Origin of the sequence: Cellulomonas sp. NTE-D12, from assembly GCF_027923705.1 — a bacterium.
Classification (GTDB): domain Bacteria; phylum Actinomycetota; class Actinomycetes; order Actinomycetales; family Cellulomonadaceae; genus Cellulomonas.
In genome coordinates this window covers 2,276,756-2,303,557 of sequence record NZ_AP026442.1, presented here as the reverse complement: position 1 = coordinate 2,303,557, position 26,802 = coordinate 2,276,756, and the positions used below count along the sequence as shown (strand labels likewise).

At 73.9% G+C, this 26,802-nt stretch carries 24 protein-coding genes; 19 read left to right on the top strand and 5 right to left on the bottom strand.

Features of this window, described 5'->3' with window-relative positions:
• Positions 1 to 15 precede the first annotated feature (15 nt).
• Positions 16 to 906, bottom strand: a complete 891-nt coding sequence (locus tag QMF98_RS10600; RefSeq protein ID WP_337973019.1) for an Fpg/Nei family DNA glycosylase — start codon at positions 904 to 906, stop codon at positions 16 to 18.
• 118 nt (positions 907 to 1,024) lie between these two features.
• On the opposite strand from QMF98_RS10600, the gene QMF98_RS10595 reads away from it, so the two are divergent.
• The gene (locus QMF98_RS10595) at positions 1,025 to 2,818 is read left to right on the top strand and encodes a proline--tRNA ligase (RefSeq protein ID WP_337973018.1); all 1,794 of its coding nucleotides are present in this window, start codon (positions 1,025 to 1,027) and stop codon (positions 2,816 to 2,818) included.
• A gap of 53 nt (positions 2,819 to 2,871) precedes the next feature.
• Here QMF98_RS10595 and QMF98_RS10590 read toward each other — a convergent pair whose 3' ends face one another.
• Complete coding sequence (locus tag QMF98_RS10590; RefSeq protein WP_337973017.1) at positions 2,872 to 3,960, bottom strand: DUF4439 domain-containing protein; 1,089 nt, start codon at positions 3,958 to 3,960, stop codon at positions 2,872 to 2,874.
• A gap of 133 nt (positions 3,961 to 4,093) precedes the next feature.
• On the opposite strand from QMF98_RS10590, the gene rimP reads away from it, so the two are divergent.
• The 11 genes from rimP (at position 4,094) to QMF98_RS10535 (ending at position 17,474) form a co-directional block, all read left to right on the top strand.
• Entirely contained in the window at positions 4,094 to 4,684 is a 591-nt protein-coding gene (gene rimP / locus QMF98_RS10585; RefSeq protein WP_337973016.1) for a ribosome maturation factor RimP, read from the top strand.
• 1 nt (position 4,685) lies between these two features.
• Entirely contained in the window at positions 4,686 to 5,747 is a 1,062-nt protein-coding gene (gene nusA / locus QMF98_RS10580; protein WP_291758684.1) for a transcription termination factor NusA, read from the top strand.
• 178 nt (positions 5,748 to 5,925) lie between these two features.
• Complete coding sequence (locus QMF98_RS17035; RefSeq protein WP_490715607.1) at positions 5,926 to 6,159, top strand: YlxR family protein; 234 nt, start codon at positions 5,926 to 5,928, stop codon at positions 6,157 to 6,159.
• 133 nt (positions 6,160 to 6,292) lie between these two features.
• On the top strand, positions 6,293 to 9,121 hold the full coding sequence (infB, locus tag QMF98_RS10570) for a translation initiation factor IF-2 (RefSeq protein ID WP_337973015.1): 2,829 nt from the start codon (positions 6,293 to 6,295) through the stop codon (positions 9,119 to 9,121).
• A gap of 139 nt (positions 9,122 to 9,260) precedes the next feature.
• Entirely contained in the window at positions 9,261 to 9,788 is a 528-nt protein-coding gene (gene rbfA, locus QMF98_RS10565; protein ID WP_337973014.1) for a 30S ribosome-binding factor RbfA, read from the top strand.
• A gap of 5 nt (positions 9,789 to 9,793) precedes the next feature.
• Positions 9,794 to 11,101, top strand: a complete 1,308-nt coding sequence (locus tag QMF98_RS10560; protein WP_337973013.1) for a DUF4921 family protein — start codon at positions 9,794 to 9,796, stop codon at positions 11,099 to 11,101.
• Positions 11,098 to 12,051, top strand: coding sequence for a tRNA pseudouridine(55) synthase TruB (truB, locus tag QMF98_RS10555; RefSeq protein WP_337973012.1), 954 nt, complete (start codon positions 11,098 to 11,100; stop codon positions 12,049 to 12,051). Before QMF98_RS10560 ends, truB begins: the two co-directional genes overlap by 4 nt.
• 127 nt (positions 12,052 to 12,178) lie before the next feature.
• Positions 12,179 to 13,219, top strand: a complete 1,041-nt coding sequence (locus tag QMF98_RS10550; protein WP_337973011.1) for a bifunctional riboflavin kinase/FAD synthetase — start codon at positions 12,179 to 12,181, stop codon at positions 13,217 to 13,219.
• Between the two features lie 165 nt (positions 13,220 to 13,384).
• Positions 13,385 to 13,654 (top strand): 30S ribosomal protein S15, encoded by a 270-nt coding sequence (gene rpsO, locus QMF98_RS10545; protein WP_263732369.1) that lies wholly within the window; start codon positions 13,385 to 13,387, stop codon positions 13,652 to 13,654.
• 219 nt (positions 13,655 to 13,873) lie between these two features.
• Entirely contained in the window at positions 13,874 to 16,129 is a 2,256-nt protein-coding gene (locus QMF98_RS10540; protein WP_337973010.1) for a polyribonucleotide nucleotidyltransferase, read from the top strand.
• Position 16,130: 1 nt separating this feature from the next.
• Entirely contained in the window at positions 16,131 to 17,474 is a 1,344-nt protein-coding gene (locus tag QMF98_RS10535) for a M16 family metallopeptidase (RefSeq protein WP_337973009.1), read from the top strand.
• Positions 17,475 to 17,478: 4 nt separating this feature from the next.
• Here the strand turns inward: QMF98_RS10535 and QMF98_RS10530 are convergent, their stop codons facing one another.
• Positions 17,479 to 18,447 carry a hypothetical protein gene (locus QMF98_RS10530; RefSeq protein ID WP_337973008.1) on the bottom strand — a complete coding sequence of 323 codons (969 nt, stop codon included), beginning with the start codon at positions 18,445 to 18,447 and terminating at the stop codon, positions 17,479 to 17,481.
• A gap of 62 nt (positions 18,448 to 18,509) precedes the next feature.
• Between QMF98_RS10530 and QMF98_RS10525 the strand changes: the two genes are divergently transcribed.
• From QMF98_RS10525 to QMF98_RS10515, 3 genes are read left to right on the top strand one after another with little or no spacing between them, the layout of a single operon-like run.
• The gene (locus tag QMF98_RS10525) at positions 18,510 to 19,322 is read left to right on the top strand and encodes a hypothetical protein (protein WP_337973007.1); all 813 of its coding nucleotides are present in this window, start codon (positions 18,510 to 18,512) and stop codon (positions 19,320 to 19,322) included.
• A 24-nt stretch (positions 19,323 to 19,346) separates the two neighbouring features.
• Complete coding sequence (gene dapB, locus QMF98_RS10520; protein ID WP_337973006.1) at positions 19,347 to 20,108, top strand: 4-hydroxy-tetrahydrodipicolinate reductase; 762 nt, start codon at positions 19,347 to 19,349, stop codon at positions 20,106 to 20,108.
• Positions 20,105 to 20,593 carry a hypothetical protein gene (locus tag QMF98_RS10515; protein WP_337973005.1) on the top strand — a complete coding sequence of 163 codons (489 nt, stop codon included), beginning with the start codon at positions 20,105 to 20,107 and terminating at the stop codon, positions 20,591 to 20,593. The genes dapB and QMF98_RS10515 overlap by 4 nt, the downstream gene beginning before the upstream one ends.
• 30 nt (positions 20,594 to 20,623) lie before the next feature.
• Here the strand turns inward: QMF98_RS10515 and QMF98_RS10510 are convergent, their stop codons facing one another.
• Positions 20,624 to 21,214, bottom strand: a complete 591-nt coding sequence (locus QMF98_RS10510; RefSeq protein ID WP_337973004.1) for a GNAT family N-acetyltransferase — start codon at positions 21,212 to 21,214, stop codon at positions 20,624 to 20,626.
• The gene (locus QMF98_RS10505) at positions 21,211 to 22,698 is read right to left on the bottom strand and encodes an NAD-dependent succinate-semialdehyde dehydrogenase (protein WP_337973003.1); all 1,488 of its coding nucleotides are present in this window, start codon (positions 22,696 to 22,698) and stop codon (positions 21,211 to 21,213) included. Before QMF98_RS10505 ends, QMF98_RS10510 begins: the two co-directional genes overlap by 4 nt.
• 64 nt (positions 22,699 to 22,762) lie before the next feature.
• On the opposite strand from QMF98_RS10505, the gene QMF98_RS10500 reads away from it, so the two are divergent.
• Genes QMF98_RS10500 through QMF98_RS10485 form a run of 4 tightly spaced genes read left to right on the top strand, consistent with a single transcriptional unit; the run spans position 22,763 to position 26,792 of the window.
• A complete protein-coding gene (locus QMF98_RS10500; RefSeq protein WP_337973002.1) occupies positions 22,763 to 23,581 on the top strand; it encodes a thymidylate synthase in 819 nt (272 codons plus the stop codon).
• The gene (locus tag QMF98_RS10495; RefSeq protein ID WP_337973001.1) at positions 23,578 to 24,159 is read left to right on the top strand and encodes a dihydrofolate reductase; all 582 of its coding nucleotides are present in this window, start codon (positions 23,578 to 23,580) and stop codon (positions 24,157 to 24,159) included. The genes QMF98_RS10500 and QMF98_RS10495 overlap by 4 nt, the downstream gene beginning before the upstream one ends.
• 4 nt (positions 24,160 to 24,163) lie before the next feature.
• A complete protein-coding gene (gene dapA, locus QMF98_RS10490) occupies positions 24,164 to 25,081 on the top strand; it encodes a 4-hydroxy-tetrahydrodipicolinate synthase (RefSeq protein WP_337973000.1) in 918 nt (305 codons plus the stop codon).
• Between the two features lie 25 nt (positions 25,082 to 25,106).
• On the top strand, positions 25,107 to 26,792 hold the full coding sequence (locus QMF98_RS10485) for a ribonuclease J (RefSeq protein WP_337972999.1): 1,686 nt from the start codon (positions 25,107 to 25,109) through the stop codon (positions 26,790 to 26,792).
• Positions 26,793 to 26,802: the final 10 nt, after the last annotated feature.

The window sequence follows — 26,802 nt, the reverse complement described above, 5'->3', positions numbered from 1 at the left end:
CGGAGCCGCGGCGGGTCAGCGCAGCAGCCGCGACAGCCGGCGGTCCGCGAGCGGCTTGCCGCCCGTCTGGCACGTGGGGCAGTACTGCAGCGACGAGTCGGCGAACGACACCTCGTGGACCGTGTCGCCGCACGGCTCGCCGTTCCAGCCGGGGCACGGCAGCCCGGTGCGTCCGTGCACGCGCATCGACCGGCGCTTGGAGTCCTTGAGCTCGGCAGCCGGTTTGCCGGCTGCGGCCACCACGGCCTCCGTCAGGACCCGTCGGACGGCGTCGTAGAGCACCCGGGTGCGTTCCGCGTCGAACGACCTCGTCGGGGCGAACGGGCTGGTGCGGGCGGCGTGGAGGATCTCGTCGGAGTACGCGTTCCCGATGCCGGCGATCGTGCCCTGGTCGCGCAGCAGCCCCTTGATCTGCTGGTTGCGGGCCGCCATCAGCTCGCCGAGTCGTTCGGAGGTGAACTCGTCGGACAGCGGTTCGACGCCGAGCGTGGCGATCTGCGGGATCTCCTGGACGTCCTCGACCACGTGCACCGCCAGCCGTTTTCGCGTGCCCGCCTCGGTCAGGTCGAACCCGGACCCGTCGTCCAGGCGGAGCCGGAGCGCGATGGGGGACCGGCCTGGTCGCACCGGGGTGGTCGACAGCTGTTCCGACCAGCGCACCCAGCCCGCGCGGGACAGGTGCCACACCAGGTGCAGCGGCTCACCGGCCGGGGTCGCGGCGAGGAGGTCCAGCCACTTGCCGTGGCGCAGCACGTCGGCGACGGCTGCCCCGACCAGCGCGTCCGGAGGCGGCGAGAACGTCTTCAGCGCGCTGATCGCACCCACCTCCACCGCCGTGACGGTGCGACCCACGGCCCGCCCGCGCAGGAACTGGGCGAGCGCCTCGACCTCCGGCAGCTCAGGCACGCGCCCATCGTGGCGCATGCCGCCGACGTCGTCGCCTGCGACGGCTGCGCCGCGCTCCCACCGGCCGCGCCGGACGTGCGTGCCGGACCGCCAGTGCCGGGCAACTAGCCTTGCGCCCATGCTCTTGCGCCTGTCCAGCCTGTTCGTCCGCACGCTTCGCGAGGACCCGGTCGATGCCGAGGTCGCCAGCCACAAGCTCCTGGTCCGCGCCGGGTACATCCGGCGCGCCGCGCCGGGCATCTACACGTGGCTCCCGCTCGGCCTGCGCGTGCTGGCGAAGGTCGAGGGCGTGGTGCGCGAGGAGATGATCGCCGCCGGCGCCCAGGAGGTGCACTTCCCGGCGCTGCTGCCCAAGGAGCCCTACGAGGCGACGGGTCGGTGGACCGAGTACGGGCCGAACATCTTCCGGCTCAAGGACCGCAAGGGCGGCGACTACCTGCTCGCGCCGACGCACGAGGAGATGTTCACGCTCCTGGTGAAGGACCTGTACTCGTCGTACAAGGACCTGCCGCTCACGCTGTTCCAGATCCAGACGAAGTACCGCGACGAGGCCCGGCCCCGCGCGGGTCTGATCCGGGGGCGCGAGTTCATCATGAAGGACGCGTACACCTTCGACCTCGACGACGACGGCCTCGCAGCCTCGTACCAGGCGCAGCGCGACGCCTACGTGCGCATCTTCGACCGGCTCGGCCTCGAGCACGTCATCGTCGCCGCGACCTCTGGGGCGATGGGCGGCTCGCGGTCGGAGGAGTTCCTCACCCCGACCGCGATCGGCGAGGACACCTTCGTCCGGTCGCCGGGCGGCTACGCCGCCAACGTCGAGGCGGTCACCACCGTCGTGCCGCCGTCGCTGCCCTGGGACGACGCACCGGCACCGCACGTGGAGGACACGCCCGACACCCCGACGATCGACTCGTTGGTCGCCCTGGCCAACGACCGGTTCCCGCGGCCGGACCGGGCGTGGACGGCTGCCGACACGCTGAAGAACGTCGTGTTCGCGCTGGTGCACCCCGGCGGGGAGCGCGAGCTGCTCGTCGTCGGTCTCCCCGGCGACCGGGACGTGGACGCCAAGCGGCTCGAGGCGTCGGTCGCCCCCGCCGAGGTGGAGGCGGCCGGTGACGCGGACTTCGCCGCCCACCCGGAGCTGGTGCGCGGGTACATCGGTCCCGCGGTGATGGGGCCGAACGCGCCCGTCGGCCCGGACGGCGAGCGCACGGCGGTCCGCTACCTGCTCGACCCGCGCGTGGTGCCGGGCACCCGGTGGATCACCGGCGCCAACGAGGCGGGTCGGCACGTGTTCGACCTGGTCGCAGGACGTGACTTCACCGCCGACGGCACGATCGAGGCCGCCGAGGTGCGCGCCGGGGACCCGGCGCCGGACGGCTCCGGACCCCTCGAGCTGGCGCGCGGCATCGAGATCGGCCACATCTTCGCCCTCGGGCGCAAGTACGCCCAGGCGCTGGGCCTGACGGTGCTCGACCAGAACGGCAAGGCCCAGGTGGTCACCATGGGGTCGTACGGCATCGGCGTCAGCCGCGTGCTGGCAGCCCTCGCGGAGGCGAACCACGACGAGCGCGGCCTCGCGTGGCCGGCGGCGGTGGCGCCGGCGCACGTGCACGTGGTGGCGACCGGCAAGGACCAGGCGGTGTTCGAGGCGGCCGAGGCGCTGGCCGGGACGCTGTCAGCCCGTGGTGTCGAGGTGCTGTACGACGACCGGCCGAAGGTGTCGCCCGGCGTGAAGTTCGCCGACGCCGAGCTGCTCGGCGTGCCGCTCGTGGTGGTGGTCGGACGCGGCCTGGCCGACGGCGTGGTGGAGGTCCGCCCGCGTGTCGGGGGCGAGGCGCGGCAGGTGCCGGTGGCGACGGCGGCCGACGTGGTCGCCGAGCTCGTGGACGGGCTGCTCGCCGACTGACGGGTTCCTCGCCGACCGACCGGGGTCCCCGCGACGGCGCGTCGCGGGGACCGTCAGCGGGTGGGGGTGGTGGACGGTGCGGCCGACGGTGCGGCCGACGTCGTCGGTAGCACGAGCCCCGGAAGCGGGTCCGGCGCGCCGCCCCAGGCGACCACCGCGTCGGCGGCTGTGCGGAGGTCGTCGATCAGGGCGCCGCGCTGGCCCGCAGGCGCGGCGGCCACCATGGTGGCGTCTGCGCGAGCGACGGCCTCCTCCAGGGTCCGGGCGAGGGCCGTCGCGGTCGCGGTGTCACGCAGACCGGTGGGCAGCGTGTACGCCGCTCGTCGCGGATCCCGTGCGGTGGCCGCGGTCCCGGCGCGCACGGCCCAGGCCTCCGCGGCCGCTCGGTGCGCACGTGCGGCCGCGAGCGCCCGGGCACGCGCCGCGCCCTCGAGCTTCGCCGCGACCACCTCCAGGCCGTAGCCGGCCTGGTCGTGGACCACCGTCAAGGCGTCGAGGTCGGCCGGGCTGAGCCCGGCCGCGGAGCCGGACGTGGTCGCCGACGGGCTCGGGGCCCCCGACGTGCTCTGCGACGGGGCGGCCGTCGGCGGCGCGGTACCTGTCGTCGGCGTCACGGCCGGCGCAGGCAGGCCCAGTGCCGTGGCCAGCCGGCTCGCGAGCTGGGCCCGAGCGGCGCCGATCGCGGCGAGCAGCCGAGCCATCCCGCCGTCCGGCACGGCCTCGGCGGTGCCCAGCGCGTCGGTCGCCGACGAGGCGAGCACCGCCAGCACGTCCGCCGGGGTGCTGGGCGGTGCGGTGGCCGTCGGCGTGGCGGTGGCCGATCCGCTGGGGTGCAGACCCGAGGAGTACACGCCTCCGAGCTCGGCCGCGTGGCGCGTGCTGAACGCGACGACGTCGTCCAGCACGGGGGCCACCGCAGCGGCGCTCCCGGCCGCCGTGCCGCGCGCCGCGCGCCCGGTCTGCTCCAACGTCAGCGCGTCGTCCACCGCTCGCGAACGCAGCACCTCGGCCGCCGACCGTGCAGGTTCGGTGGCGGCGGGGGTCGCGAGCCGCAGCTCGCAGCCGCTGAGTCCCAGGCCGAGCGCCACGCTCAGGGCGAGGGCGACGGCCGCGTGGCTGCGTCGGAGGACTGGGGCGCTCATCGCGGGCGATCCTCCCACGGCCCTCGACCGGCGACCGGCGGCACGCGCGGACTCGTTAGGCTGGTCCGGCACGTCGCGAGGTCAGGTCCTCGGCGAGCTCCTCGGGGGCACGTGCAGGTGAGCGGAGGCGGAGATGGCGGCGGCGACCCCGGAGCGGGTGCGGCAGCTCGTCGCACCCGCCGTCGAGCGGACCGGCCTGGTGCTGGAGGACGTCGCCGTGGTCGGCACCGGTCCGCGCACCGTGGTCCGGGTGACCGTCGACCTGACCGAGGACGATACGACGGAGCTCGACCTGGACCGCGTCGCGCTGGTGCATCAAGCCGTGTCCGACGCGCTCGACGAGGCCGACGTGCCGTCCGGCCCGTACACGCTGGAGGTGTCCAGCCCCGGCGTGGCCCGACCGCTGACGCAGCGCCGCCACTACGTGCACGCGGTCGGGCGCTCGGTGCGCCTGCGGCTCGACGACGGGTCGGAGGTGGTGGGCCGGCTCGACCGGGTCGACGGGCCGGCGGACGACGCGGTGGCGGTCGTCGTGCCGGTGACCTCGCCCGGCAAGGGACGCCGACCCGTCGAGGGTCCGCCGCAGCAGGTGCCGCTGCACCGGGTGGTCGACGGCAGGGTCGAGGTGGACCTGAAGGGGCTCGGCCCGGTCGAGGAGCCAGGACCGGACGGCGAGGACGTGGCAGGCACCGGTACGCGGGACGACGAGCGAGGGGAGGCGTGACGTGGACATCGACATGCAGGCGCTGCGACTGATCGAGCGCGAGAGGGACATCAGCCTGGACGTGCTGGTCGAGGCGATCGAGCAGGCGCTGCTCTCCGCGTACCACCGGACGCCGGGTGCGTACCCACGGGCCCGGGTGGAGCTCGACCGCCAGACCGGGCACGTGACGGTGTGGGCGCGCGAGCCGCTGCCGGCACCCGACGCCCCGCCGGTCGAGGGGGAGGAGGAGGCCGTCCCGGCACCCGTGGAGCTGGGACCCGAGTTCGACCACACCCCGGCCGGCTTCGGCCGGATCGCGACCTCGACGGCGAGGCAGGTGATCGTGCAGCGCCTGCGCGACGCCGAGGACGACGCGGTGCTCGGCACCTTCCGCGGCAAGGAGGGGGAGGTGCTCGGCGGCGTCATCCAGCAGGGCCGTGACCCCCGCACGGTGCTGGTCGACATCGGCGGCACCGAGGCGGTGCTGCCCGCGCACGAGCAGGTGCCCACCGAGCAGTACGTGCACGGCGAGCGCATCCGCGGGTACGTGCTCGAGGTGGCTCGCGGCAACCGCGGTCCGCAGGTGACCCTGTCCCGGACGCACCCGGGGCTGGTCCGCAAGCTGTTCGCCCTCGAGGTGCCCGAGGTGGCCGACGGGACCGTGGAGATCACGGCGATCGCCCGCGAGGCCGGTCACCGGACCAAGATGGCCGTCCGCGCCACCGTCCCCGGGGTCAACGCCAAGGGAGCGTGCATCGGCCCGCTCGGCGGTCGCGTGCGCGCCGTGATGGCGGAGCTGCACGGAGAGAAGATCGACATCGTCGACCACTCGGACGACCCGGCGGAGATGGTGGCCAACGCCCTGTCGCCGGCCCGGGTCCTCTCGGTCACGGTCGTCGACCCGGTCGCCCGGGCTGCCCGGGTCGTCGTGCCCGACTACCAGCTGTCGCTGGCGATCGGCAAGGAGGGGCAGAACGCGCGGCTCGCAGCGAAGCTGACGGGCTGGCGCATCGACATCCGCTCCGACGCGGAACCGGCCGCGGGTGCGGCAGCGGGACAACCTGGTGCGGCCGACGAACGCTGACGAGAGCGCGCTGCCGGGCGGCGTGTGGTCCCGACCTGCCGCCGAGCAGGCGGTCCGGGGTAGACTTGCCACGCCTGGGCGGCGCGCCCGGCGTCCCTCGTCCTCCGGTGCGGGCTCTGGCCCGCTCCGGACGTGCGTCGGCTGCCGTGCGACAGCCCCCCGGTACGCCCTGCTGAGGGTGGTCGCCAGCACCACCGGGACCGGAACGTCGGTCCTCGTGGTGGACACCGGCCGCCGGATGCCGGGAAGGGGTGCGTGGCTGCACCCCGATCCGCACTGTCTCGAGCTCGCCGAACGTCGGCGCGCGTTCGGGCGGGCCCTGCGAGTGCCGGGTCTGCTGGACGTCACCGTCGTCCGCCGTCATCTCGAGGGGTCGGAGCAGGACCCCACCGGGCCGGTCCCGGAGGGGTAGCCACCGTCGATGAGGAAAGCGGGTCAGGAAGCCGATGGCTGCCCGATGAGCGCGCACCGATGAGTGCCCAGCTATGAGTGCCCAGCACTAACGACGGTCCGACCTGTCCGGGGCGGACCGAGACAGGAGAGATGTGCCCAAGGTCCGCGTCTACGAGCTCGCCAAGGAGCTCGGGGTCGACAGCAAGACCATCATGACCAAGCTCAACGAGCTGGGGGAGTTCGTCAGGTCCCCCTCCTCGACCATCGAGCCCCCCGTCGTGCGCAAGCTGCGCGACACGTACCCCGCGGCGACCAGCGCCGCGCCTGCGGCTCCGGTCCGCCCGGCCGCACGTCCTGCCGCACCCGCCGCGCCGGCACCGGCCGCGTCGGCACCCGCTGCGCCCGTCAGTGCCGCGCCCGTCGCGCCGGCTGCCGCTGCAGCTCCCGCGCCGGCGGTGCGCCCGGCAGCCCCGGCTCCCGCACGCCCGGCAGCCGCCACTCCCGGCGCCCGCCCGGCAGCGCGTCCCGCGGCCTCCGCGGCGGCACCGGCTGCGCCCGCCGCCCGGCCCAGCGCACCGGCCCGTCCCGGTGCCGCACCTGGTCCGCGGCCGCAGGCCCGTCCCGGCAACAACCCGTTCGCGCCCTCGCAGGGGATGCCGCGGCAGGGTGACCGCTCCGGCGCCCCGCGCCCGGGTGGTCCGCGTCCGGGGAACAACCCGTTCGCACCCTCCCAGGGCATGCCGCGTCCGGGCGAGCGCCGCACCGAGGGTGCTCCCGCGGCCGCCGCGGGCGACCGTCCGGGCGGTCCGCGCCCCGCGGGACCCCGTCCCGGCGGCCCGCGTCCGAACCCGGGCATGATGCCCGGCCGCACCTCCAGCGGTGTCGGCCGTCCCGGCGAGCGTCCGGCCCCCGCGGGCCGTGGCGCCGGTCGCGGTGGTCCGGGCGGCCGTCCGGGTGCCCCGGGTGGCGCTCCGGGCGCCGGTGGCGGCGGTTTCGCCGGACGTCCGGGCGGTGGCGGCCGCAGCGGTGGCGCCGGCCGTGGTTCGACGCAGGGCGCCTTCGGGCGTGCCGGCGGTCGTCCCGTCCGTGGGCGGAAGTCGAAGCGCGCGAAGCGCCAGGAGTTCGAGCAGATGCAGGCGCCGTCGCTGGGCGGCGTGTCCGTCCCGCGCGGCAACGGCTCGACGGTCGTGCGCCTGCGTCACGGCTCGTCGCTGAACGACTTCGCCGACAAGATCGACGCCAACCCGGCCTCGCTCGTGACGGTGCTCTTCCACCTCGGGGAGATGGCCACGGCCACCCAGTCGCTGGACGAGGACACCTTCAACGCGCTCGGCGCCGAGCTGGGCTACGTCGTCGAGATGGTCTCGGCGGAGGAGGAAGACCGCGAGCTGCTCGGGTCCTTCGACATCGACCTGGAGGCGGAGGAGGCCGGCGAGTCCGACGAGGACCTGCAGGCCCGGCCGCCCGTGGTCACCGTCATGGGCCACGTCGACCACGGCAAGACGAAGCTGCTGGACGCGATCCGCTCCACCGACGTGGTGGCGGGCGAGGCCGGCGGCATCACACAGCACATCGGCGCCTACCAGGTGCGCACCGAGCACGAGGGTGTGGACCGGGCGATCACGTTCATCGACACCCCGGGCCACGAGGCGTTCACCGCCATGCGTGCCCGCGGTGCCCAGGTCACCGACATCGCGATCCTGGTGGTGGCGGCGGACGACGGCGTGATGCCCCAGACGATCGAGGCGCTGAACCACGCCCAGGCGGCCGGCGTGCCGATCGTCGTCGCGGTGAACAAGGTGGACAAGGAGGGGGCCAACCCCGCCAAGATCCGTCAGCAGCTGACCGAGTACAACCTGGTCGCGGAGGAGTACGGCGGCGACACGATGTTCGTCGACGTCTCCGCCAAGCAGCGCACCGGGATCGACCAGCTGCTCGAGGCGGTGCTGCTCACCGCGGACGCCGCCCTCGACCTGCGGGCCAACCCGGACAAGGACGCGCGCGGCGTGGCGATCGAGGCCAACCTCGACCGCGGTCGCGGTGCCGTCGCGACGGTGCTGGTCCAGTCCGGCACGCTGCACGTCGGGGACGCGATCGTCGCCGGCACGGCCCACGGCCGCGTCCGCGCGATGTTCGACGAGCACGGCGAGAACGTCACCGAGGCCGGTCCGGCCCGTCCGGTGATGGTCCTCGGCCTGGCGTCGGTCCCGAGCGCGGGAGACACCTTCCTGGTGGCGCCCGACGAGCGGACCGCTCGGCAGATCGCCGAGAAGCGCGAGGCCGCCGAGCGTGCCGCCCTCCTGGCCAAGCGCCGCAAGCGCATCAGCCTCGAGGACTTCACCCAGGCGCTGGCCCAGGGCAAGGTCGAGACCCTCAACCTGGTCATCAAGGGCGACGTGTCCGGTGCCGTCGAGGCGCTGGAGGACGCGCTGCTCAAGATCGACGTGGGCGAGGAGGTCGACCTGCGGGTCATCCACCGCGGTGTGGGTGCCATCACGCAGAACGACGTGAACCTGGCCACGGTCGACAACGCGATCATCATCGGCTTCAACGTGAAGTTCGCGGAGCGCGTGGAGGACCTGGCCGACCGCGAGGGCGTCGACGTGCGCTTCTACTCGGTCATCTACCAGGCGATCGACGACGTCGAGGCGGCCCTCAAGGGCATGCTCAAGCCGGAGTACGAGGAGGTGCAGCTCGGCACGGCCGAGGTGCGCGAGGTCTTCCGCTCCTCCAAGTTCGGCAACATCGCCGGTTCGCTGGTCCGTTCCGGCGAGATCCGCCGCAACTCCAAGGCGCGCGTGCTCCGGCACGGCCGCGTCATCGGTGACAACCTCACCATCGAGTCGCTCAAGCGGTTCAAGGACGACGCCACCGAGGTCCGCGAGGGCTACGAGTGCGGCATCGGCCTCGGGTCGTTCAACGACCTGCAGGTGGAGGACGTCATCGAGACGTTCGAGATGCGCGAGAAGCCTCGCTCCTGACGGCGCGCACCGGGCGGGTCACCTTTCGCGGGTGACCCGCCCGGTCCCGTGCGGGTCTCGCCCACGTGGGCGGCGACGAGCACCGAGCGTCCCGGCACCGACATCCCGGCGTGAGCCGGCACCACGAAGGAGGAAGGCCATGGCGGACCGCCCCCGCGCCCGCAAGATCGCGGATCGCATCCAGCAGGTCGTCGCCCAGATGCTCGACACCCGCATCAAGGACCCCCGGCTCGGCTACGTCACGGTGACGGACGTGCGCGTCACGGGCGATCTGCAGCACGCGGACATCTTCTACACCGTGCTCGGGGACGACGAGGCGCGGACCGGTTCCGCCGCCGCGCTCGAGAGCGCCAAGGGGCTGATCCGCTCCGAGGTCGGCAAGGCGACGGGCCTGCGCCTGACGCCGACGATCGCGTTCCACCTCGACGCGGTGCCCGAGACGGCCGCCCACCTCGAGGCCGCGCTGTCCGAGGCGGCGCGCCGCGACGCCGAGGTCGCAGCCCTGGCTGCCCGTGCGTCGTACGCCGGGGACTCGGACCCGTACCGACGTCCGGCAGAGGACGACACGGACGACGACCTCCGCGAGGAGGGCGAGTCGGACGCGGACGCCGGTGCGGACGGCTCCGCGCCGTCGACGGCCGAGCCCGCCGCCGGGCCCACCGCCTGACGGCCGTGACCACCCAGGCGGACACCGAACCGCTGCGCCGGCTGCCGGACGGAACCGTCAAGCAGGTCTCGCCCCTGACGGGCACCACCGTCTGGACGCTGCCCGGCCGGGCCAACCGCCCGCTGCCGGACGTGCCCGCACAACGGTCGCCGGTCGACCCGGCGCGCGCCGACGCGCTCTGCGCCTTCTGCCCGGACCGGTACACCGAGACACCGCCGGAGAAGGCCCGCGTGGTCTGCGACCCGGAGCCGCGCCTGATCGAGCACGTCGCGGCCGCCGCTCTGGGTGAGACCGTGGCCGAGGTCCGCCGCATCCCGAACCTCTACGAGATCCTCTCCGTCGACTACTGGCGGGCCAACCACGGCTACGTGGTTCCGGCCGACGTGGCGGACCGTGCGGCGCGGTACGTGGCCGACCCCGCCGGCCGGGCCCACGTCGTGTCGGTGCTCCGGGCCCGCGGGGCGGCCGGCGCTGCTCCCGCCGGCGGTTCCGACGACCCGCTCGCCGGTGCGGTCGACCTGTTCGCCGGCTCGCACGACGTGGTGGTGGCCCGCCGTCACCTGGTCGACGGCGCCCGGTTCGACGACGAGCTGGCCGGGTCGGGCACGCTGACGCCGGACGAGCACCACCGGTTCATGGCGATGACGGTGCGGACGGTGCAGGACCTGTACGGCTCCCGGCCCGACGCCCTGTACGTCGCCGCCTTCCAGAACTGGCTGCGGCCGGCGGGGGCGTCGTTCGACCACCTCCACAAGCAGGTGGTGGCCATCGACGAGCACGGGCCCCAGGTGGAGCGCGAGCGTAAGCGGCTGCGCGACGAGCCGGACCTGTACAACCAGGCGGTGCTCGACGTCGCGCTGCGGCACGGGCTCGTGGTCGCGGCGAACGAGCACGCGGTCGCGATCGCCGGGGTCGGCCACCGCTACCCGGCGTTCGAGGTGTACGCGACCGGCGAGCACCAGCTGCCCTGGGAGCACGACGACGCGGAGGTGCGCGCCGTGTCCGACCTGGTGCACGCGCTGCACGCCGTGTCCGGGGTGCACACGCCCAGCAACGAGGAGTGGCACCACCGGCCGCCGGACGTGGCCGAGCCGATGCCGTGGCGCATCGTGCTGAAGTGGCGCGTCTCGACGCTCGCGGGGTTCGAGGGGGGCACCAAGGTGAACGTCAACACGATCGACCCCTTCACGCTGCGCGACCGCGCGGTCGTCGGCCTGCGTCGGCTGCGGGACGCCGGTGCGATCGCACCGATGCGCATCGGCGAGGAGACGTCGGGCCGCCCCGTCCGGCTGGGCTACGCAGGCGTCCGATGAGCGCCCGGCCAGACCGCCCGGCGCGGGCGCAGGACCACCGGCCCACTGCCGCCGACGGCCTGCTGGTGGTCGACAAGCCGGCCGGGATGACCAGCCACGACGTCGTGGCCCGGGTGCGACGCCTCGCGGCGACCCGCAAGGTCGGCCACGCCGGGACCCTCGACCCGATGGCCACGGGCGTCCTCGTGCTCGGCATCGGGCGCGGCACCCGGCTGCTGACGTACCTGGTCGGCTCGGACAAGGACTACGACGCCACCATCCGCCTCGGCCAGAGCACCACCACGGACGATGCCGAGGGCGAGCTGGTCGCCGCGGCCGGCGCTGCCGAGCTCGACGAGGAGCGGCTTCGGCGCGCCGTGTCGGCGCTGACCGGGCCGATCAGCCAGGTACCCAGTGCGGTCAGCGCGATCAAGGTCGACGGGAAGCGTGCCTACGCGCGGGTCCGGGCCGGTGAAGAGGTCGAGCTGGCCGCCCGCGACGTGGTCGTGTCCCGGTTCGACGTGCTCGACGTGCGCAAGTCGTCGGCGTCGGACGGCACCCCCGTCGTCGACCTGGCCGTCTCCGTCACCTGCTCGTCGGGCACCTACGTCCGAGCGCTGGCGCGCGACCTGGGCGCCGCGCTGGGTGCCGGGGGCCACCTGACCGCGCTGCGCAGGGCCCGTGTCGGTGCCTACGGCATCGAGGCGGCGACCCCGCTCGACGTCCTCGAGGCCGCGCCGACGGACCGCCCGATCGCCGTGCTGCCCCTGGCCGACGCGGCCCGGGCGATGTTCGCCCCCCGGGAGCTCAGCGAGGCCGAGACCCGGGCGCTGTCCTACGGCCAGCGCCTGGACGCCGTCGCTGCTGCGGGCGGACCGGTGGCGGCGTTCTCCCCGAGCGGCGAGCTGGTGGCCCTCCTGGAGAACCGGGGTGACCGGGCGGTGCCCCTCCTGGTCTTCGCCCCCGCCTGAGGCGCTGGGACGAGGACCTGCACCGGCGCAGGGGTCAAGGGATACGGCGGACACCGGCGCAGGTGGCAGGCTTGGGCACCGGCGTCGAGGACGCCCACCACGGAGGACGACCCGAGCAGGAGCGTGCGTGCAGGTCTGGACGGAGCTGGGCGAGGTGCCGGCGGACTTCGGCCCGAGCGTGGTCACCATCGGCAACTTCGACGGTGTCCACCGTGGGCACGCGGGTGTGCTGCAGCGTCTGGCGTCGGACGCGCACGCCGCGGGCCTGCGCTCGGTCGCCGTCACGTTCACGCCGCACCCCGCCCAGGTGCACCGGCCGCAGACCGCGCCGCCCCGCCTGACGGGCGACGCCGACCGGTTGGAGCTGCTGGGGGAGACGGGCCTGGACGCCGTGCTGCTCATCACGTACACGCTGGACTTCGCCCGGCAGTCGCCCGAGGAGTTCGTCCGGCGCTACCTGGTGGAGGGGCTGCATGCCAGGACCGTCGTCGTCGGGCGTGACGTGCGCTTCGGCCGGGACAACGGCGGGGACCTGGCGGCGATGACGCGGCTGGGCCGGGGCTACGGGTTCGACGTCGAGGTCGTGGAGGACGTCACGGCGGACCCCAGCGTGGGCGACGGCCACAGCGCCGACCCGTTGCGCCGACGGTGGTCGTCCACCTGGGTGCGGGAGCTGCTCGCCGAGGGCGACGTGCGGCAGGCGGCGCGCGTGCTCGGGCGGCCGCACCGCATCCGAGGGCTGGTGGTGCACGGCGACGCCCGCGGCCGGGAGCTGGGCTTCCCCACGGCGAACCTGGCGCCGGACGCGACCGGCATGGTGCCGGCCGACGGCGTGTACGCCGGCTGGCTGCGCCGGTTGGCCCACGCCGACGGCACCCCCGTGTCGCCCGACGACCCGGACCGCGTGCTGCCTGCCGCGGTGTCGATCGGGACCAACCCGACGTTCGACGGCGTGGTGCGCCGCGTCGAGGCCTACGTCCTGGACCGCACGGACCTCGACCTGTACGGCGAGGAGGTGGCCGTGGAGCTGGTGGAACGCCTCCGCCCGACGTTGCGGTTCGCGTCGGTCGACGAGCTCCTGGAGCGCATGGGGCAGGACGTGGCGCGGGTGCGCGAGGTGCTCGCCGGCGCCGCCGACCCCGGCGTACGGGTCCTGCCCGGCGGCTGACCGGCGGCAGCTGGCCCCGGCGGCTGACGGGCGGGCCCGAGGTGGACCAACCGGCCGGCGGCAGACCTGCTGGTAGACTTCACGCGCCGTCAGAACGGCCGCGGACCCACAGAGCCCGGGTGGACAAGCCCCGGAGCGCCGCGCAACGAGACACCAGGAGAACCGTTGGCCCTCGACACTGCCACCAAGCAGTCGATCATGACCGAGTACGCGACCCACGAGGGTGACACCGGTTCGCCGGAGGTCCAGATCGCGGTGCTCACGCAGCGCATCAAGGACCTGACCGAGCACCTCAAGGAGCACAAGCACGACCACCACTCCCGTCGTGGTCTGCTGCTGCTCGTCGGGCGCCGTCGTCGGCTGCTCGGCTACCTGCAGAAGATCGACATCGAGCGCTACCGCAGCCTGATCGAGCGGCTCGGCCTGCGCCGTTGACCCACCGGACCAGCCCGGACCCCGCACAGGGTCCGGGCTGGTCCCGCGTCGGGGCCGGTACGCGTCCCTGACGTACGCACCACGTCACACCACACCGCCGCGCCGGTCCCACGTCCGGTCCTCGGTAGTGGCCCCCGGACCGCCGCACGGCGCGCCGAGGGCCTCGATCGAAGACCGCCGCGGACCCACCGGCGCACTTCGAGAACAAGGAGGGCACCCGTGGAGGGTCCCGAGATCCAGTTCGCCGAGGCCGTCATCGACAACGGCAAGTTCGGCAAGCGCACCGTCCGCTTCGAGACGGGCCGCCTGGCCAAGCAGGCCGCCGGCTCCGCCGTCGCCTACCTGGACGACCAGACGATGCTGCTGTCGGCCACGACGGCCGGCAAGCACCCCAAGGACCAGTTCGACTTCTTCCCGCTGACGGTCGACGTCGAGGAGCGGCAGTACGCCGCCGGCAAGATCCCCGGCTCGTTCTTCCGCCGCGAGGGCCGTCCCTCGACCGAGGCGATCCTGGCCTGCCGCCTGATCGACCGCCCGCTGCGCCCGCTGTTCGTCAAGGGCCTGCGCAACGAGGTCCAGGTGGTCGTCACCGTCCTCGCGCTGCACCCGGACGACGCGTACGACGTCCTGGCGATCAACGCCGCGTCGATCTCCACCCAGCTGTCCGGCCTGCCGTTCTCCGGCCCGGTCGCCGCGACCCGCATCGCGCTGGTCGACGGTCAGTGGGTCGCCTTCCCGCGGTACACGGAGCGCGAGCGCGCCACGTTCGACATGGTCGTGGCCGGCCGCATCGTCGGTGACGACGTCGCGATCGCGATGATCGAGGCCGAGGCGCCCGAGGCGACCTGGGGCCTGGTGCACGGCGGCGGTGGCACGGTGCCGACCGAGGAGGTCGTCGCCGAGGGCCTCGAGGCCGCCAAGCCGTTCCTGCGGTCCCTGTGCCTCGCGCAGGCGGAGCTCGCCGCGCGTGCGGCCAAGGAGACGCAGGTCTTCCCGGTCTTCCCGGAGTACCAGCCGGACGCCTACGCCGCCGTGGAGACCGCCGCGACCGCACGTCTCGGCGAGGCACTGTCCATCGCGGACAAGCAGACGCGCGAGAACCGTCTCGACGAGATCAAGGCGGAGATCCAGGCCGAGCTGGCCGAGGGGTTCGAGGGCCGCGAGAAGGAGATCTCCGCGGCCTACCGCTCGGTGCAGAAGAAGCTGATCCGTCAGCGCATCCTCACCGACGGCTTCCGCATCGACGGCCGCGGTCTGCGGGACATCCGCACGCTGTCCGCCGAGGTCGAGGTGCTGCCCCGCGTGCACGGCTCGGCGCTGTTCGAGCGCGGCGAGACGCAGATCCTCGGCGTCACCACGCTGAACATGCTCCGCATGGAGCAGCAGCTGGACACGCTGTCGCCGGAGACGCGCAAGCGGTACATGCACCACTACAACTTCCCGCCGTTCTCCACCGGTGAGACGGGCCGCGTCGGCTCGCCGAAGCGCCGCGAGATCGGTCACGGCGCCCTGGCGGAGCGGGCCCTCGTGCCCGTCCTGCCGAGCCGCGAGGAGTTCCCCTACGCGATCCGCCAGGTGTCCGAGGCTCTCGGCTCCAACGGCTCGACGTCCATGGGCTCGGTCTGCGCCTCGACGCTGTCGCTGCTGAACGCCGGTGTGCCGCTGCGCGCGCCGGTCGCCGGCATCGCGATGGGTCTCGTGTCCGACACGGTCGACGGGCAGACGCGGTACGCCGCACTGACCGACATCCTCGGTGCCGAGGACGCGTTCGGCGACATGGACTTCAAGGTGGCCGGTACGCGGGAGTTCGTCACCGCGATCCAGCTGGACACCAAGCTCGACGGCATCCCGGCGAGCGTCCTGGCCGGCGCGCTGACGCAGGCCAAGGAGGCGCGCCTCGCGATCCTCGACGTCATCGCCGAGGCGATCGACACGCCGGACGAGATGAGCCCGTTCGCGCCGCGCGTCATCACGGTGAAGGTGCCGGTCGACAAGATCGGCGAGGTCATCGGCCCGAAGGGCAAGATGATCAACCAGATCCAGGAGGAGACCGGCGCCGACATCTCGATCGAGGACGACGGCACGGTCTACATCGGCGCCACCGACGGTCCGTCGGCGGAGGCCGCGCGGGCGGCGATCAACGCGATCGCCAACCCGCACATGCCCGAGGTGGGTGAGCGCTTCGTCGGCACGGTCGTCAAGACCACGACGTTCGGTGCCTTCGTCTCGCTGTCGCCGGGCAAGGACGGGCTGCTGCACATCTCGCAGATCCGCAAGCTGGTGGGCGGCAAGCGGGTCGAGAACGTCGAGGACGTCCTCGCCGTGGGCCAGAAGGTCCAGGTGGAGATCGGCGAGATCGACCCGCGCGGCAAGCTCTCGCTGCACGCGGTGGTCGACGAGGAGGCGGCGGCCCCGGCGGCCGGCTCCGAGGAGACCGGCACCGACGCCACCGACGCGGCGCCTGCGAACGCCTGACGTGCCGCTGGACCTCCCGCTCGTCGCCTCCGGTCAGCCGGGGGCGGAGCAGTCCGCCGGGCAGGACGGCGACGCACTCGTGCGTCGTTCCGTCCTGCCCGGCGGGGTCCGGGTGCTGACCGAGCACATGCCCGGTCTGCGCTCGGCGACGGTCGGCGCCTGGGTGGGCGTCGGATCGCGCGACGAGACCAGCGGGCACTTCGGCTCGACGCACTTCCTCGAGCACCTGCTGTTCAAGGGCACGGAGCGCCGCACCGCGATGGACATCGCGGAGGCGTTCGACGCCGTCGGTGGCGAGGCCAACGCCGCCACCGGCAAGGAGCACACCTCGTACTACGCGCGGGTGCTCGACGACGACCTGCCGATGGCGGTCGACGTCATCGCCGACATGGTCACGTCCGCCCGTCTGGACACGGACGAGCTGGAGACCGAGCGCGGGGTGATCCTCGAAGAGCTCGCGATGAACGACGACGACCCGAGCGACGTGGTGCACGAGCAGTTCGCCACGGCGGTCTTCGGGTCGCACGCGCTCGGCCGACCCATCGGAGGCACGCCGCAGACCATCCGCGACGTCCCGAGGGACGCCGTGTGGGAGCACTATCGCCAGCACTACCGGCCGGCGACCCTGGTAGTCACCGCAGCGGGCGGTGTGGACCACGACGCGTTGTGCCAGCAGGTGCTGCGCGCACTGCCGGCCGGTGGTTGGTCGCTGGACGACCACGCCGTGCCCGTCGGGCGTCGCGTCGGTGGTGACCGCCTCCTCGCAGGCGAGCTCGGCATCCCGTCGGACGGCACGGAGCTGACGGTCCGTCGACCCACCGAGCAGGCGAACGTCATCGTCGGCGGCCTGTGCCTGACCGCCACGGACGACCGCCGATTCGCCCTCACCGTGCTGAACGCCGTGCTCGGCGGCGGCATGTCGTCCCGCCTGTTCCAGGAGATCCGCGAGAAGCGGGGGCTGGCGTACTCGACGTACTCGTTCTCGTCCGGCCACGCGGAGACCGGGCTGTTCGGCCTGTACGCCGGGTGCACGCCGGCCAAGGTCGACGAGGTGACCTCGCTCCTGGTCCTCGAGCTGGAGAAGCTGGCACAGGACCCGATCACGCCGGCCGAGCTCCGGCGGTCCATCGGACAGGTGTCCGGCGGCCTGGTCCTCGGCATGGAGGACACGGGCTCCCGGATGAGCCGGCTCGGCCGCGCGGAGCTGGTGCACGGGGAGCTGCTCAGCACGGACGAGTCGCTCGAGCGGATCCGCGCGGTGACCGCCGTGGACATCCAGTCGCTGGCCGTCCTGCTGGCGGCGCAGCCGCGCAGCGTCGTCCGCGTCGGCCCGTTCGGCGACTGAGCCGTCAGCCCAGAGGCTCGGCGTCGGCCGCCGCAGGCACGGGCGGCTCGGAGGGCCCGAGCGCACCGACCGCCCAGACCATGCCGGGTCGCCACGCGACGAGGACGGCACCCGCGAGCAGGCTCGCAGCCGCCTGCGCCAGCAGCAGGTCGTCGCCACCGGCGAGCCACGACATCACGGGCATGACCACGGCGGGCAGTGCGGCCGCACCGGCGCCGGCCACACCCAGCGGGCCGGTGCCGGAGGCGAGCCCCGCCGCCACCAAGGAGAGGGTCAGCCACCAGAGCGGGCCTGCGGCCGCGGTCCACTCGATCGACGACGTCGCGGAGAACCGTGCGGAGAGTGTGAGGACCACCGTCACGGCACCGGCCGTCGCCGCGGCAGCGGGGACCGCTACCAGTGCGGCACCGAGCGGCGACATCCGCACCGGTGCCGGTGCGCGCACGGAAGCATGGTCCCCGCTCTCGTCATCCAAGCGGCCTTTCCGCCCGTCCCGGGCACCGAGGACCGCCGCTCCGGCGAGGAAGAGGGCCGACAGGACCGGATAACCCCACGCAGGGGTCAGGCCGAGGCGCCAGTAGCCGTCACCGTTCGGCACGAGGGGCATGTCGGGTCCGGGCCAGGTGTCCACCAGCCGCAGCCCGTGCGGCCACGGCGCGACAGCCAGGGCGGTGCCGACTGCGACCGCACCGAGCGCGGCCCACGCCGGTAGCCATCGCGCGCCGGCACCCGCCCGTCCGCGACCCGCGCACCAGAGGGCGAGTGCGAACGGTGCCACCATCCGCAGCCACCCGATCGCGAGCCGGACGGCATCCGCGAGGCCCGGCTGGATGTGCACGCCGAGCGCCGTCCACACCGCGGCGTCGACGTGGATGCACCACGCGGCGAGCAACGAGCCGCCGACGAGCCCGACCACCAGGATCGCGAGCAGGTCGCGGACGGCGGGCACGAGCGATGCGCGAAGGGACGCCACGACCACGCATCGTCCTCTCGATGCCCGCTCGTGGTGGGCTGTCCGCGCGACACAATGGCGTCATGGCCGTGGCCGAGGTGACGTACCGGCGAATCGAGGTGCCCGACTCGCTGCGCGGCGTCGTCGAGCACGTCTGGGTGCTGCACCAGCCCGGAAGTCCGGGCGAGGCCGAGGTGCTGCTGCCCGACGGCCGCGGCCTGGTGCTGCTGACCGCCGGCGCCACCGGCCTGCTCGTGGACCCGCTCACCGGTGAGCGCCGGCCCGAGGAGCCGGAGCTCCGCGGCCCGTGGACGCACGCGCTGGTGCGTACGCAGACGGGCCCGGGCGTGCGGCTGGGCCTCCAGCTGCACCCGCTCGGTCCCGCGCGGCTGCGCGGTGGGCGCCCGATCGCGGACCGGGCGCTGCCGCTGGCGGACGTCGTCGGGCCGGTCGCGGACGACGCCTCACGTCTGCTCGCGGCCGGCGCGGAGGACGACGCGGCCCGTCTGCTGCTCGACGCGTTTGCCCGGCAGCCGATCGAGCGCTCCGCGGACCTGGACCGCCTGGACGACGTGGTCGCCCGCGTGGACCAGGAGCGTGGGCTGGTGCGTCCGGTCGACCTGGCCGGGTTCGCGGGCGTGCAGCTTGCGGAGCTTCATCGCTGGTGCGTCGCGCTGCTCGGCATGGCCCCGGCCGCCTACCTGTCGGCCGTGCGGTTCTCCTCGTACGTGCGTGAACGGGTCGGCGCCGGGCCGGTGCGGCTCGAGGCGGCCGTGGCGGCGCTGCGCTGGTTCATGGACCCGGCGTACCCCCCGCGAGAGGTCGAGCGGTTCACCGGCCTGGCGCCGGCCGACCTGCGGCGCCTCGTGGAGCGGCTCGGGCGTCCGACGCCCTGAGCGCCATAGGTAGGGTGGCTCCCCGTGACCGACGAGATCCGGGTAGCCGTGCTCGGCGCCCACGGGCGCATGGGGTCGACCGTCTCGCAGGCGGTGGACGCCGCACCGGACCTGCAGCTGGTGGCGCAGGTCGACGCCGACGGTGACCTCACCGCCGTGTCGCACGCCGGTGCCCAGGTAGCCGTCGACTTCACCGTCCCGAGCGTCACCGAGCAGAACGTGCACGCGTTGATCGACCGCGGCGTGCACGTCGTCGTCGGGACGACGGGCTGGACCGACGAGGCGCTCGACCGGGTGCGCGACCACCTGGTGCACGCCCCGGGCATCGGCGTCCTCGTGGCCCCCAACTTCGCACTCGGCGCCGTGCTCGCCGAATCGTTCGCCGCCCAGGCTGCGCGCTGGTTCGAGTCGGTCGAGGTGGTCGAGCTGCATCACCCCGACAAGGTCGACGCACCGTCCGGTACCGCACGTGCCACGGCGCGAGCCATCGCCGCTGCACGTGCCGCCGCTGGCCGAGGTCCCGTCCCGGACGCCACGACGCAGTCGCTCGACGGTGCGCGCGGCGCCGAGGTCGAGGGGATCCATGTGCACGCCGTCCGGCTGCGCGGGCTCACCGCGCACCAGGAGGTGCTGCTCGGCAACCCGGGGGAGCAGCTGACCATCCGCCACGACTCGTTCGACCGCACCAGCTTCATGCCCGGGGTGCTGCTCGGTGTCCGCCGTGTGGGCAGCCTCCCCGGGCTGACCGTCGGGCTGGCGCCGTTGCTCGGCCTGGGCACGCCGTGACCGCGCAGCCCGACCGGCCGCCGGCCCGGCGCCGGTACACCGGGTTGGTCGGTGCGGTGCTGGTCACGGCCCTGCTGGCCGTGTGGGTGTGGCTGGTCGGGGTGCGCTCGGTCCAGCTGATCGCTACCGGCCGGGCGGTCGGCATCGCCCTCGGCACGGCGTTCCTGGTCCTTCCCCTGCTGGTCATCGCACTGATCGTCCGGGAGTGGCTGCTCGCGGTGGACGTGCAGCGGATGGCGGACGAGCTGGACAGAGCCGGTGAGCTGCCGGTGGACGACCTGCCGCGGTCACCCGGCGGACGGGTCGACCGGCAGGTGGCGCGGCAGCGGTTCGAGCCTGCCAGGCAGGTCGTCGAGGCTGCCCCGGACGACTGGCGCGCGTGGTATCGCCTGGCGTTCGCGTACGACGCGGCGGGGGACCGACGTCGTGCCCGCGGCTCCCTGCGCCGCGCGAGCCGGCTGCACCGGGGACGCGAGCAGTCCTAGCTCCCGGCCCGCCTCGATCGACCGGCGTCCCTAGATCGAGGCGTACCAGCGGCGTTCCCGCACCACGAAGGCCTCGCCACCGGGACCTTCTCCCGAGCTGAGGTCCCGGACGGCACCGTCCGGTCCCATCCCGGCCCCGGCGAGGAAGCGGTCGCGTGCCTCGTCGCCGTCGATCACCCAGGTCTGGACCTGGTCGGCACCGTCCCCGCGCAGGAGGTCGACGGCGGCCGCCAGCAGGCGAGAGCCATGGCCGGCACGCTGCTCCGGCGGGTCCACCTCGAGCGCGAGGATCACGCCACCCGGTGCGGCCAAGGGCTCCTCCCTCGGCGGCGGGACGGGTGCGACGGCGGCGAAGCCCACCACGCGCGGCCCCGCGCACGCCACGAGGACGCGATACCCGGGAGCCGGCGGCATCCGGACCGCCTGCGCCCAGCGCTCCACGAAGGCGCCCTCGTCGAAGCTCTCCAGCACCTCCTGCCCGAGGGTCGCCGCGTGCGCCGACCGCCAGGCGGCGAGCTGGATGCGGGCCACCTCGCGCTCGTCGCCGGCGACGGCCGGCCGGACCGAGACGTCGGCGTGCGCACCGTCCGCGTGCGCGCCGTCCGCGTGGTGGCCGTTCACAGCGCCACGTACATGGGGTCGACGTACTCCTCGATGCCGGCCTCGCCGCCCTCGCGGCCGAGGCCGGAGTGCTTCACCCCGCCGAACGGCGCCGACGCGTCCGAGACCATGCCGCGGTTCACCCCGAGCATGCCGGCGTCGATGCTCTCGGTGAGGCGCATCACCCGGCCGACGTCACGGGTGTACGCGTACGCGACCAGGCCGAACGGAGTCGCGTTGGCGAGGTCTACGCCCTCGTCCTCCGACCCGAACCGCAGCACCGGGGCGACGGGGCCGAACACCTCCTCGGTGACCACCCGCATGTCCGGCGTCACACCGTCCAGGACCGTCGGCAGGTAGAACCAGCCGCGCCCCTCGGGCCGCATGCCGCCGACGCGCACCTGTGCACCCGCGTCGTCCGCCTGCTGCACCACCTCGGTCACCCGGTCGACGGCGCTCTGCTGGATCAGCGGGCCCACCGTGGTGCCCGGTCGGTCGCCGGGTCCGACGACGAGCCGGCCGAACGCCTCCGTCAGCCTCGCGGTGAACTCCTCGGCGACCCCTTCCTGCACCAGGAACCGGTTGGCCGCGACGCACGTCTGGCCGGAGTTGCGCATCTTCGCGGCCACGGCGCCCTCGACGGCCGCGTCGAGGTCGGCGTCGTCGAAGACGAGGAACGGCGCGTTGCCGCCGAGCTCCATCGACGTGCGCAGGATGCCGTCCGCCGCCTGCTTCAGCAGCGATGCGCCGACCTCCGTCGAGCCGGTGAAGGACAGCTTGCGCAGGCGTGGGTCCGCGAGCAGCGGTCGGGAGATCCGGGAGGCGGACGACGACGGCACCACGTTGACCACCCCGGTCGGCAGGCGGCGGGCCGCCAGCTCGGCCCGCACGATCTCCGCGACCAGGGCGGTGGTCAGCGGCGTCAGCTGTGCCGGCTTCACCACCACGCTGCAGCCGGCGGCGAGTGCCGGCGCGAGCTTGCGGGCGATCATCGCGATCGGGAAGTTCCACGGCGTGATCAGCAGTGCCGGACCGACCGGCTTGCGCAGCACCAGCTGGTAGTGCGTGCCGGCGGGCGCGCGCCGCGCCAGGCCCTCCATCCGCACCGCCTGCTCGGCGAACCACCGGACGTAGTCCGCGGCGTAGGCCACCTCGGCGCGGGACTCGGCCAGGGGCTTGCCGCCCTCCGCGGTGATCACCGCGGCGATCTCGTCGGTCCGGGCCGTGATCGCCTCGAACACCGCCCGCAGCAGCTCGCTGCGGTCGCGGGGCGCGACGCTCCGCCACTCCCGGAAGGCCGCGTCGGCGGCGGTCAGGGCGTCGAGGGCGTCCTGCTCGCCGGCGTCGGACACCTCCGCCAGCACGTCGGTCGTCGCGGGGTCGTGGACGGCGAACGTGCCGCCCGAGCCGGCGGCCCGCCACTCGCCACCGATCAGCAGCCCGGTCGGCAGGTCGGCCGGCAGTGCGGTCCCAGCGGTGGGCGGTGAGGACGACGAGGCGGTCATGGCCCCCAGTCTCGCCGTGCGAGCCCCCGATGTCCTGCCGCGTCCGCGACCTACGATGTCCGCCATGACGAGCCCGGTCGACGCGTCCGTGCCCACGCCGTACGAGGACCTGCTGCGCCGGGTGCTGGAGACGGGGACGCGGAAGGCGGACCGGACCGGGACGGGGACCCGCAGCCTGTTCGGTGCACAGCTGCGGTTCGACCTGCAGGCCGGCTTCCCTCTGGTGACGACGAAGCGGGTGCACCTGCGCTCGGTCGTCTACGAGCTGCTGTGGTTCCTGCGTGGGGACTCGAACGTCCGCTGGCTCCAGGAGCACGGCGTGTCGATCTGGGACGAGTGGGCCGCGCCGGACGGTGAGCTCGGCCCCGTGTACGGCGTGCAGTGGCGGTCCTGGCCGACGCCGGACGGCGGCCACGTCGACCAGCTCGCGGCCGTCCTCGACGGGCTGCGCCGCGACCCGGACTCGCGCCGGCACCTCGTCTCGGCGTGGAACGTCGCCCAGATCCCGCAGATGGCGCTGGCTCCGTGCCACGCGATGTTCCAGTTCTACGTCGCCGACGGACGCCTCTCGTGCCAGCTCTACCAGCGGTCGGCGGACATGTTCCTCGGGGTGCCGTTCAACATCGCCTCCTACGCGCTGCTCACCCACATGGTGGCCCAGCAGGTGGACCTGGAGGTCGGCGACTTCGTGTGGACCGGCGGCGACTGCCACGTCTACGACAACCACGTCGACCAGGTCCGCGAGCAGCTGTCCCGCACGCCGTTCCCGGCACCGCGGCTGGAGCTGGACCGAGCGCCGTCGCTGTTCGACTACACCTACGAGGACGTGCACGTGCTGGACTACCGGCACCACCCGGCGATCAAGGCGCCGGTGGCGGTGTGAGCCTCGCGCTCGTCTGGGCGCAGACGGCGGACGGGGTGATCGGCCGGGACGGCACGCTGCCGTGGCACCTGCCGGAGGACCTGGCCCGCTTCCGCCGGCTCACCGCCGGACATGCCGTGGTGATGGGCCGTCGGACGTGGGAGTCGCTGCCGGAACGGATGCGGCCCCTCCCGGACCGCCGCAACGTCGTGCTCTCGCGTGACCCGGCGTACCGCGCCGCGGGCGCGCAGGTGTGCCCGTCGCTGGAGGCCGCGCTCGAGCTGGTCGGGGCCGACGAGGAGACGTGGGTCATCGGCGGAGCGGCGCTGTTCGCGGAGACGATCACGCGTGCCGACCGCCTCGAGGTGACCGACGTCGACCTCGACGTGCCGGGGGACACCTACGCGCCGCTGGTGGATCCGGTCCGCTGGCGTCCCGTCGAGGTCGACGGCGCCCAGCCGCTCGAGGCGGACGGATCCCGCGAGGCGGCCCTCGACGGCGGTCCGTGGCTCGTCTCGCGGACGGGGACGCGGTATCGGTTCCGCTCCTACGCCCGCGCGGACGCGTCCAGGACGCCGGGGACCGGGGCGGTAGCGTGACCCCATGCCCGCCGTGACGTCCTCCACCCGTCCCTTCGGGTCCGTGCTCACCGCGATGGTCACCCCGATGACGCCGGACGGCGCCGTCGACGTGGCCGCTGCCGTCGCGCTCGCGCAGCACCTGGTGGACCAGGGCAACGACGGTCTCGTGCTCAGCGGCACCACCGGCGAGGCGCCGACCACCCACGCACCGGAGAAGGCGGAGCTGGTCTCCGCAGTGGTCGAGGCCGTGGGGGACCGCGCCTTCGTCGTCGCCGGCGCCGGTTCCAACGACACGGCGCACGCGGTGCGGATGGCCGAGCAGGCCGCGGACGCCGGCGCACACGGTCTGCTGGTCGTGAGCCCGTACTACTCACGTCCGTCGCAGGACGGCCTCGCGACGCACATCGAGTCGGTCGCCGACGCCACCGAGCTCCCGGTGATGGTCTACGACATCCCGGGCCGCGCCGGGGTCCGCGTGCAGCCCGCGACGCTGGACCGGCTGGCCGAGCATCCCCGCATCGTCGCCGTCAAGGACGCGACGGGTGACACCTACGGTGCCGCCAAGGCGATCGAGCGCACCGGCCTGGCGTGGTACTCGGGCGACGACTCGGCGTTCCTCACGCTGCTCGCCGTGGGCGCCGTCGGCATCGTGTCCGTCGTCGGCCACATCGCGACCCCCGGCCTCGCCACCATCGCCCGCTGCTGGGTGTCCGGCGACCACGCCGGTGCGCTCGCGGCGTTCCGCCAGATCATGCCCGCGGTCGACGCCCTCAACGGTGCCGGCATGCAGGCTCCCACCGCCAAGGCAGCGCTCCAGCTGCTCGGCCTGCTGCCCAGCCGGGCCACCCGGCTGCCGATCGTGCCGCTCAGCGACGCCGAGCTCGGTGCGCTGCGCACGGACCTGGTGCGCGCAGGCCTGCTCGACCTCGTCGCCGGCTGACCGGCGCCCCTCTGACAGGAGTCCCGTGAGCCACCCCCACCCCGAACTCACCCTGCCCCCGGCCCTGGCGGCCGGCGCGCTGCGCATCGTCCCGCTCGGCGGCCTCGGTGAGGTGGGCCGCAACATGTCGGTCCTCGAGTTCGACGGTCGCCTGCTGGTGATCGACTGCGGCGTGCTGTTCCCCGAGGACAACCAGCCCGGCGTCGACCTGATCCTCCCGGACTTCGACTACATCCGGGACCGGCTGGACGACATCGAGGCGATCGTGCTCACGCACGGTCACGAGGACCACATCGGCGCGGTGCCCTACCTGTTGCGGCTGCGCCAAGACATCCCTCTGGTCGGCTCCCAGCTGACGCTGGCCTTCGTCGAGGCCAAGCTCAAGGAGCACCGGATCACGCCGCTGACCCTGCCCGTGCGCGAGGGGCAGACCGAGCAGCTCGGCGTCTTCGAGTGCGAGTTCGTCGCGGTCAACCACTCGATCCCGGACGCGCTGGCGGTGGCTGTGCGCACGCCCGCGGGCACCGTGCTCAACACCGGCGACTTCAAGATGGACCAGCTCCCGCTGGACGGACGGATCACCGACCTGCGCGCCTTCGCTCGGCTCGGTGAGCAGGGCGTCGACCTGTTCATGGTCGACTCGACCAACGCCGAGGTACCCGGGTTCGTGACGGGCGAGCGCGAGATCGGCCCCGTGCTGGACCGGGTGTTCGCCGAGTCGACCCGCCGGATCATCGTCGCGTCGTTCGCCTCGCACGTGCACCGCGTCCAGCAGGTGCTCGACGCTGCCGCGATGCACGAGCGCCGGGTCGCCCTCGTGGGGCGCTCGATGGTCCGGAACATGACGATCGCGGCCGAGCTGGGCTACCTGCACGTCCCGGAGGGGGTGCTGGTCGACCAGAAGCAGGTCGACGACCTGCCGGACGACCAGGTCGTCTTCATGTGCACCGGGTCCCAGGGCGAACCGATGGCGGCGCTGTCGCGCATCGCGAACGGCGACCACCGCATCAGCGTCGGCCCCGGCGACACGGTGATCCTGGCCTCGAGCCTGATCCCCGGGAACGAGAACGCCGTGTTCCGCGTCATCAACGGCCTGACCCGGCTCGGTGCGCGCGTCGTGCACTCCGGCAACGCCAAGGTGCACGTCTCCGGGCACGCCAGCGCCGGTGAGCTGCTCTACGTCTACAACGTCCTGCGGCCGCGCAACGTGATGCCGATCCACGGCGAGGTGCGGCACCTCGTCGCGAACGCCGCGCTGGCCGTCCGCACCGGCGTCCCCGCCGACCGCGTGGTCCTGGCGGAGGACGGCGTGGTGGTCGACCTGGTCGACGGGCGCGCCTCCGTGGCCGGTGCCGTGCCGTGCGGCTACGTCTACGTCGACGGCTCGAGCGTGGGCGGCATCACCGAGGCCGAGCTGAAGGACCGCCGGATCCTGGGCGACGAGGGCTTCGTGTCCATCTTCGCCGTCGTCAGCTCGGCGGACGGCAAGGTGCTCGCCGGGCCGCAGATCCACGCGCGCGGTGTCGCCGAGCAGGACTCCGTGTTCGACGCCGTGCTGCCGGAGCTGTCCGCGGCACTGGAGGAGGCGGCCAGGTCGAGCTCGGTCGACACGTACCAGCTGCAGCAGGTGGTGCGCCGGGTGGTCGGTCGGTTCGTGGCGAGCCGTCTGCGGCGCCGGCCGATGATCATCCCGGTGGTCGTCGAGGCCTGACCCCGGTGGT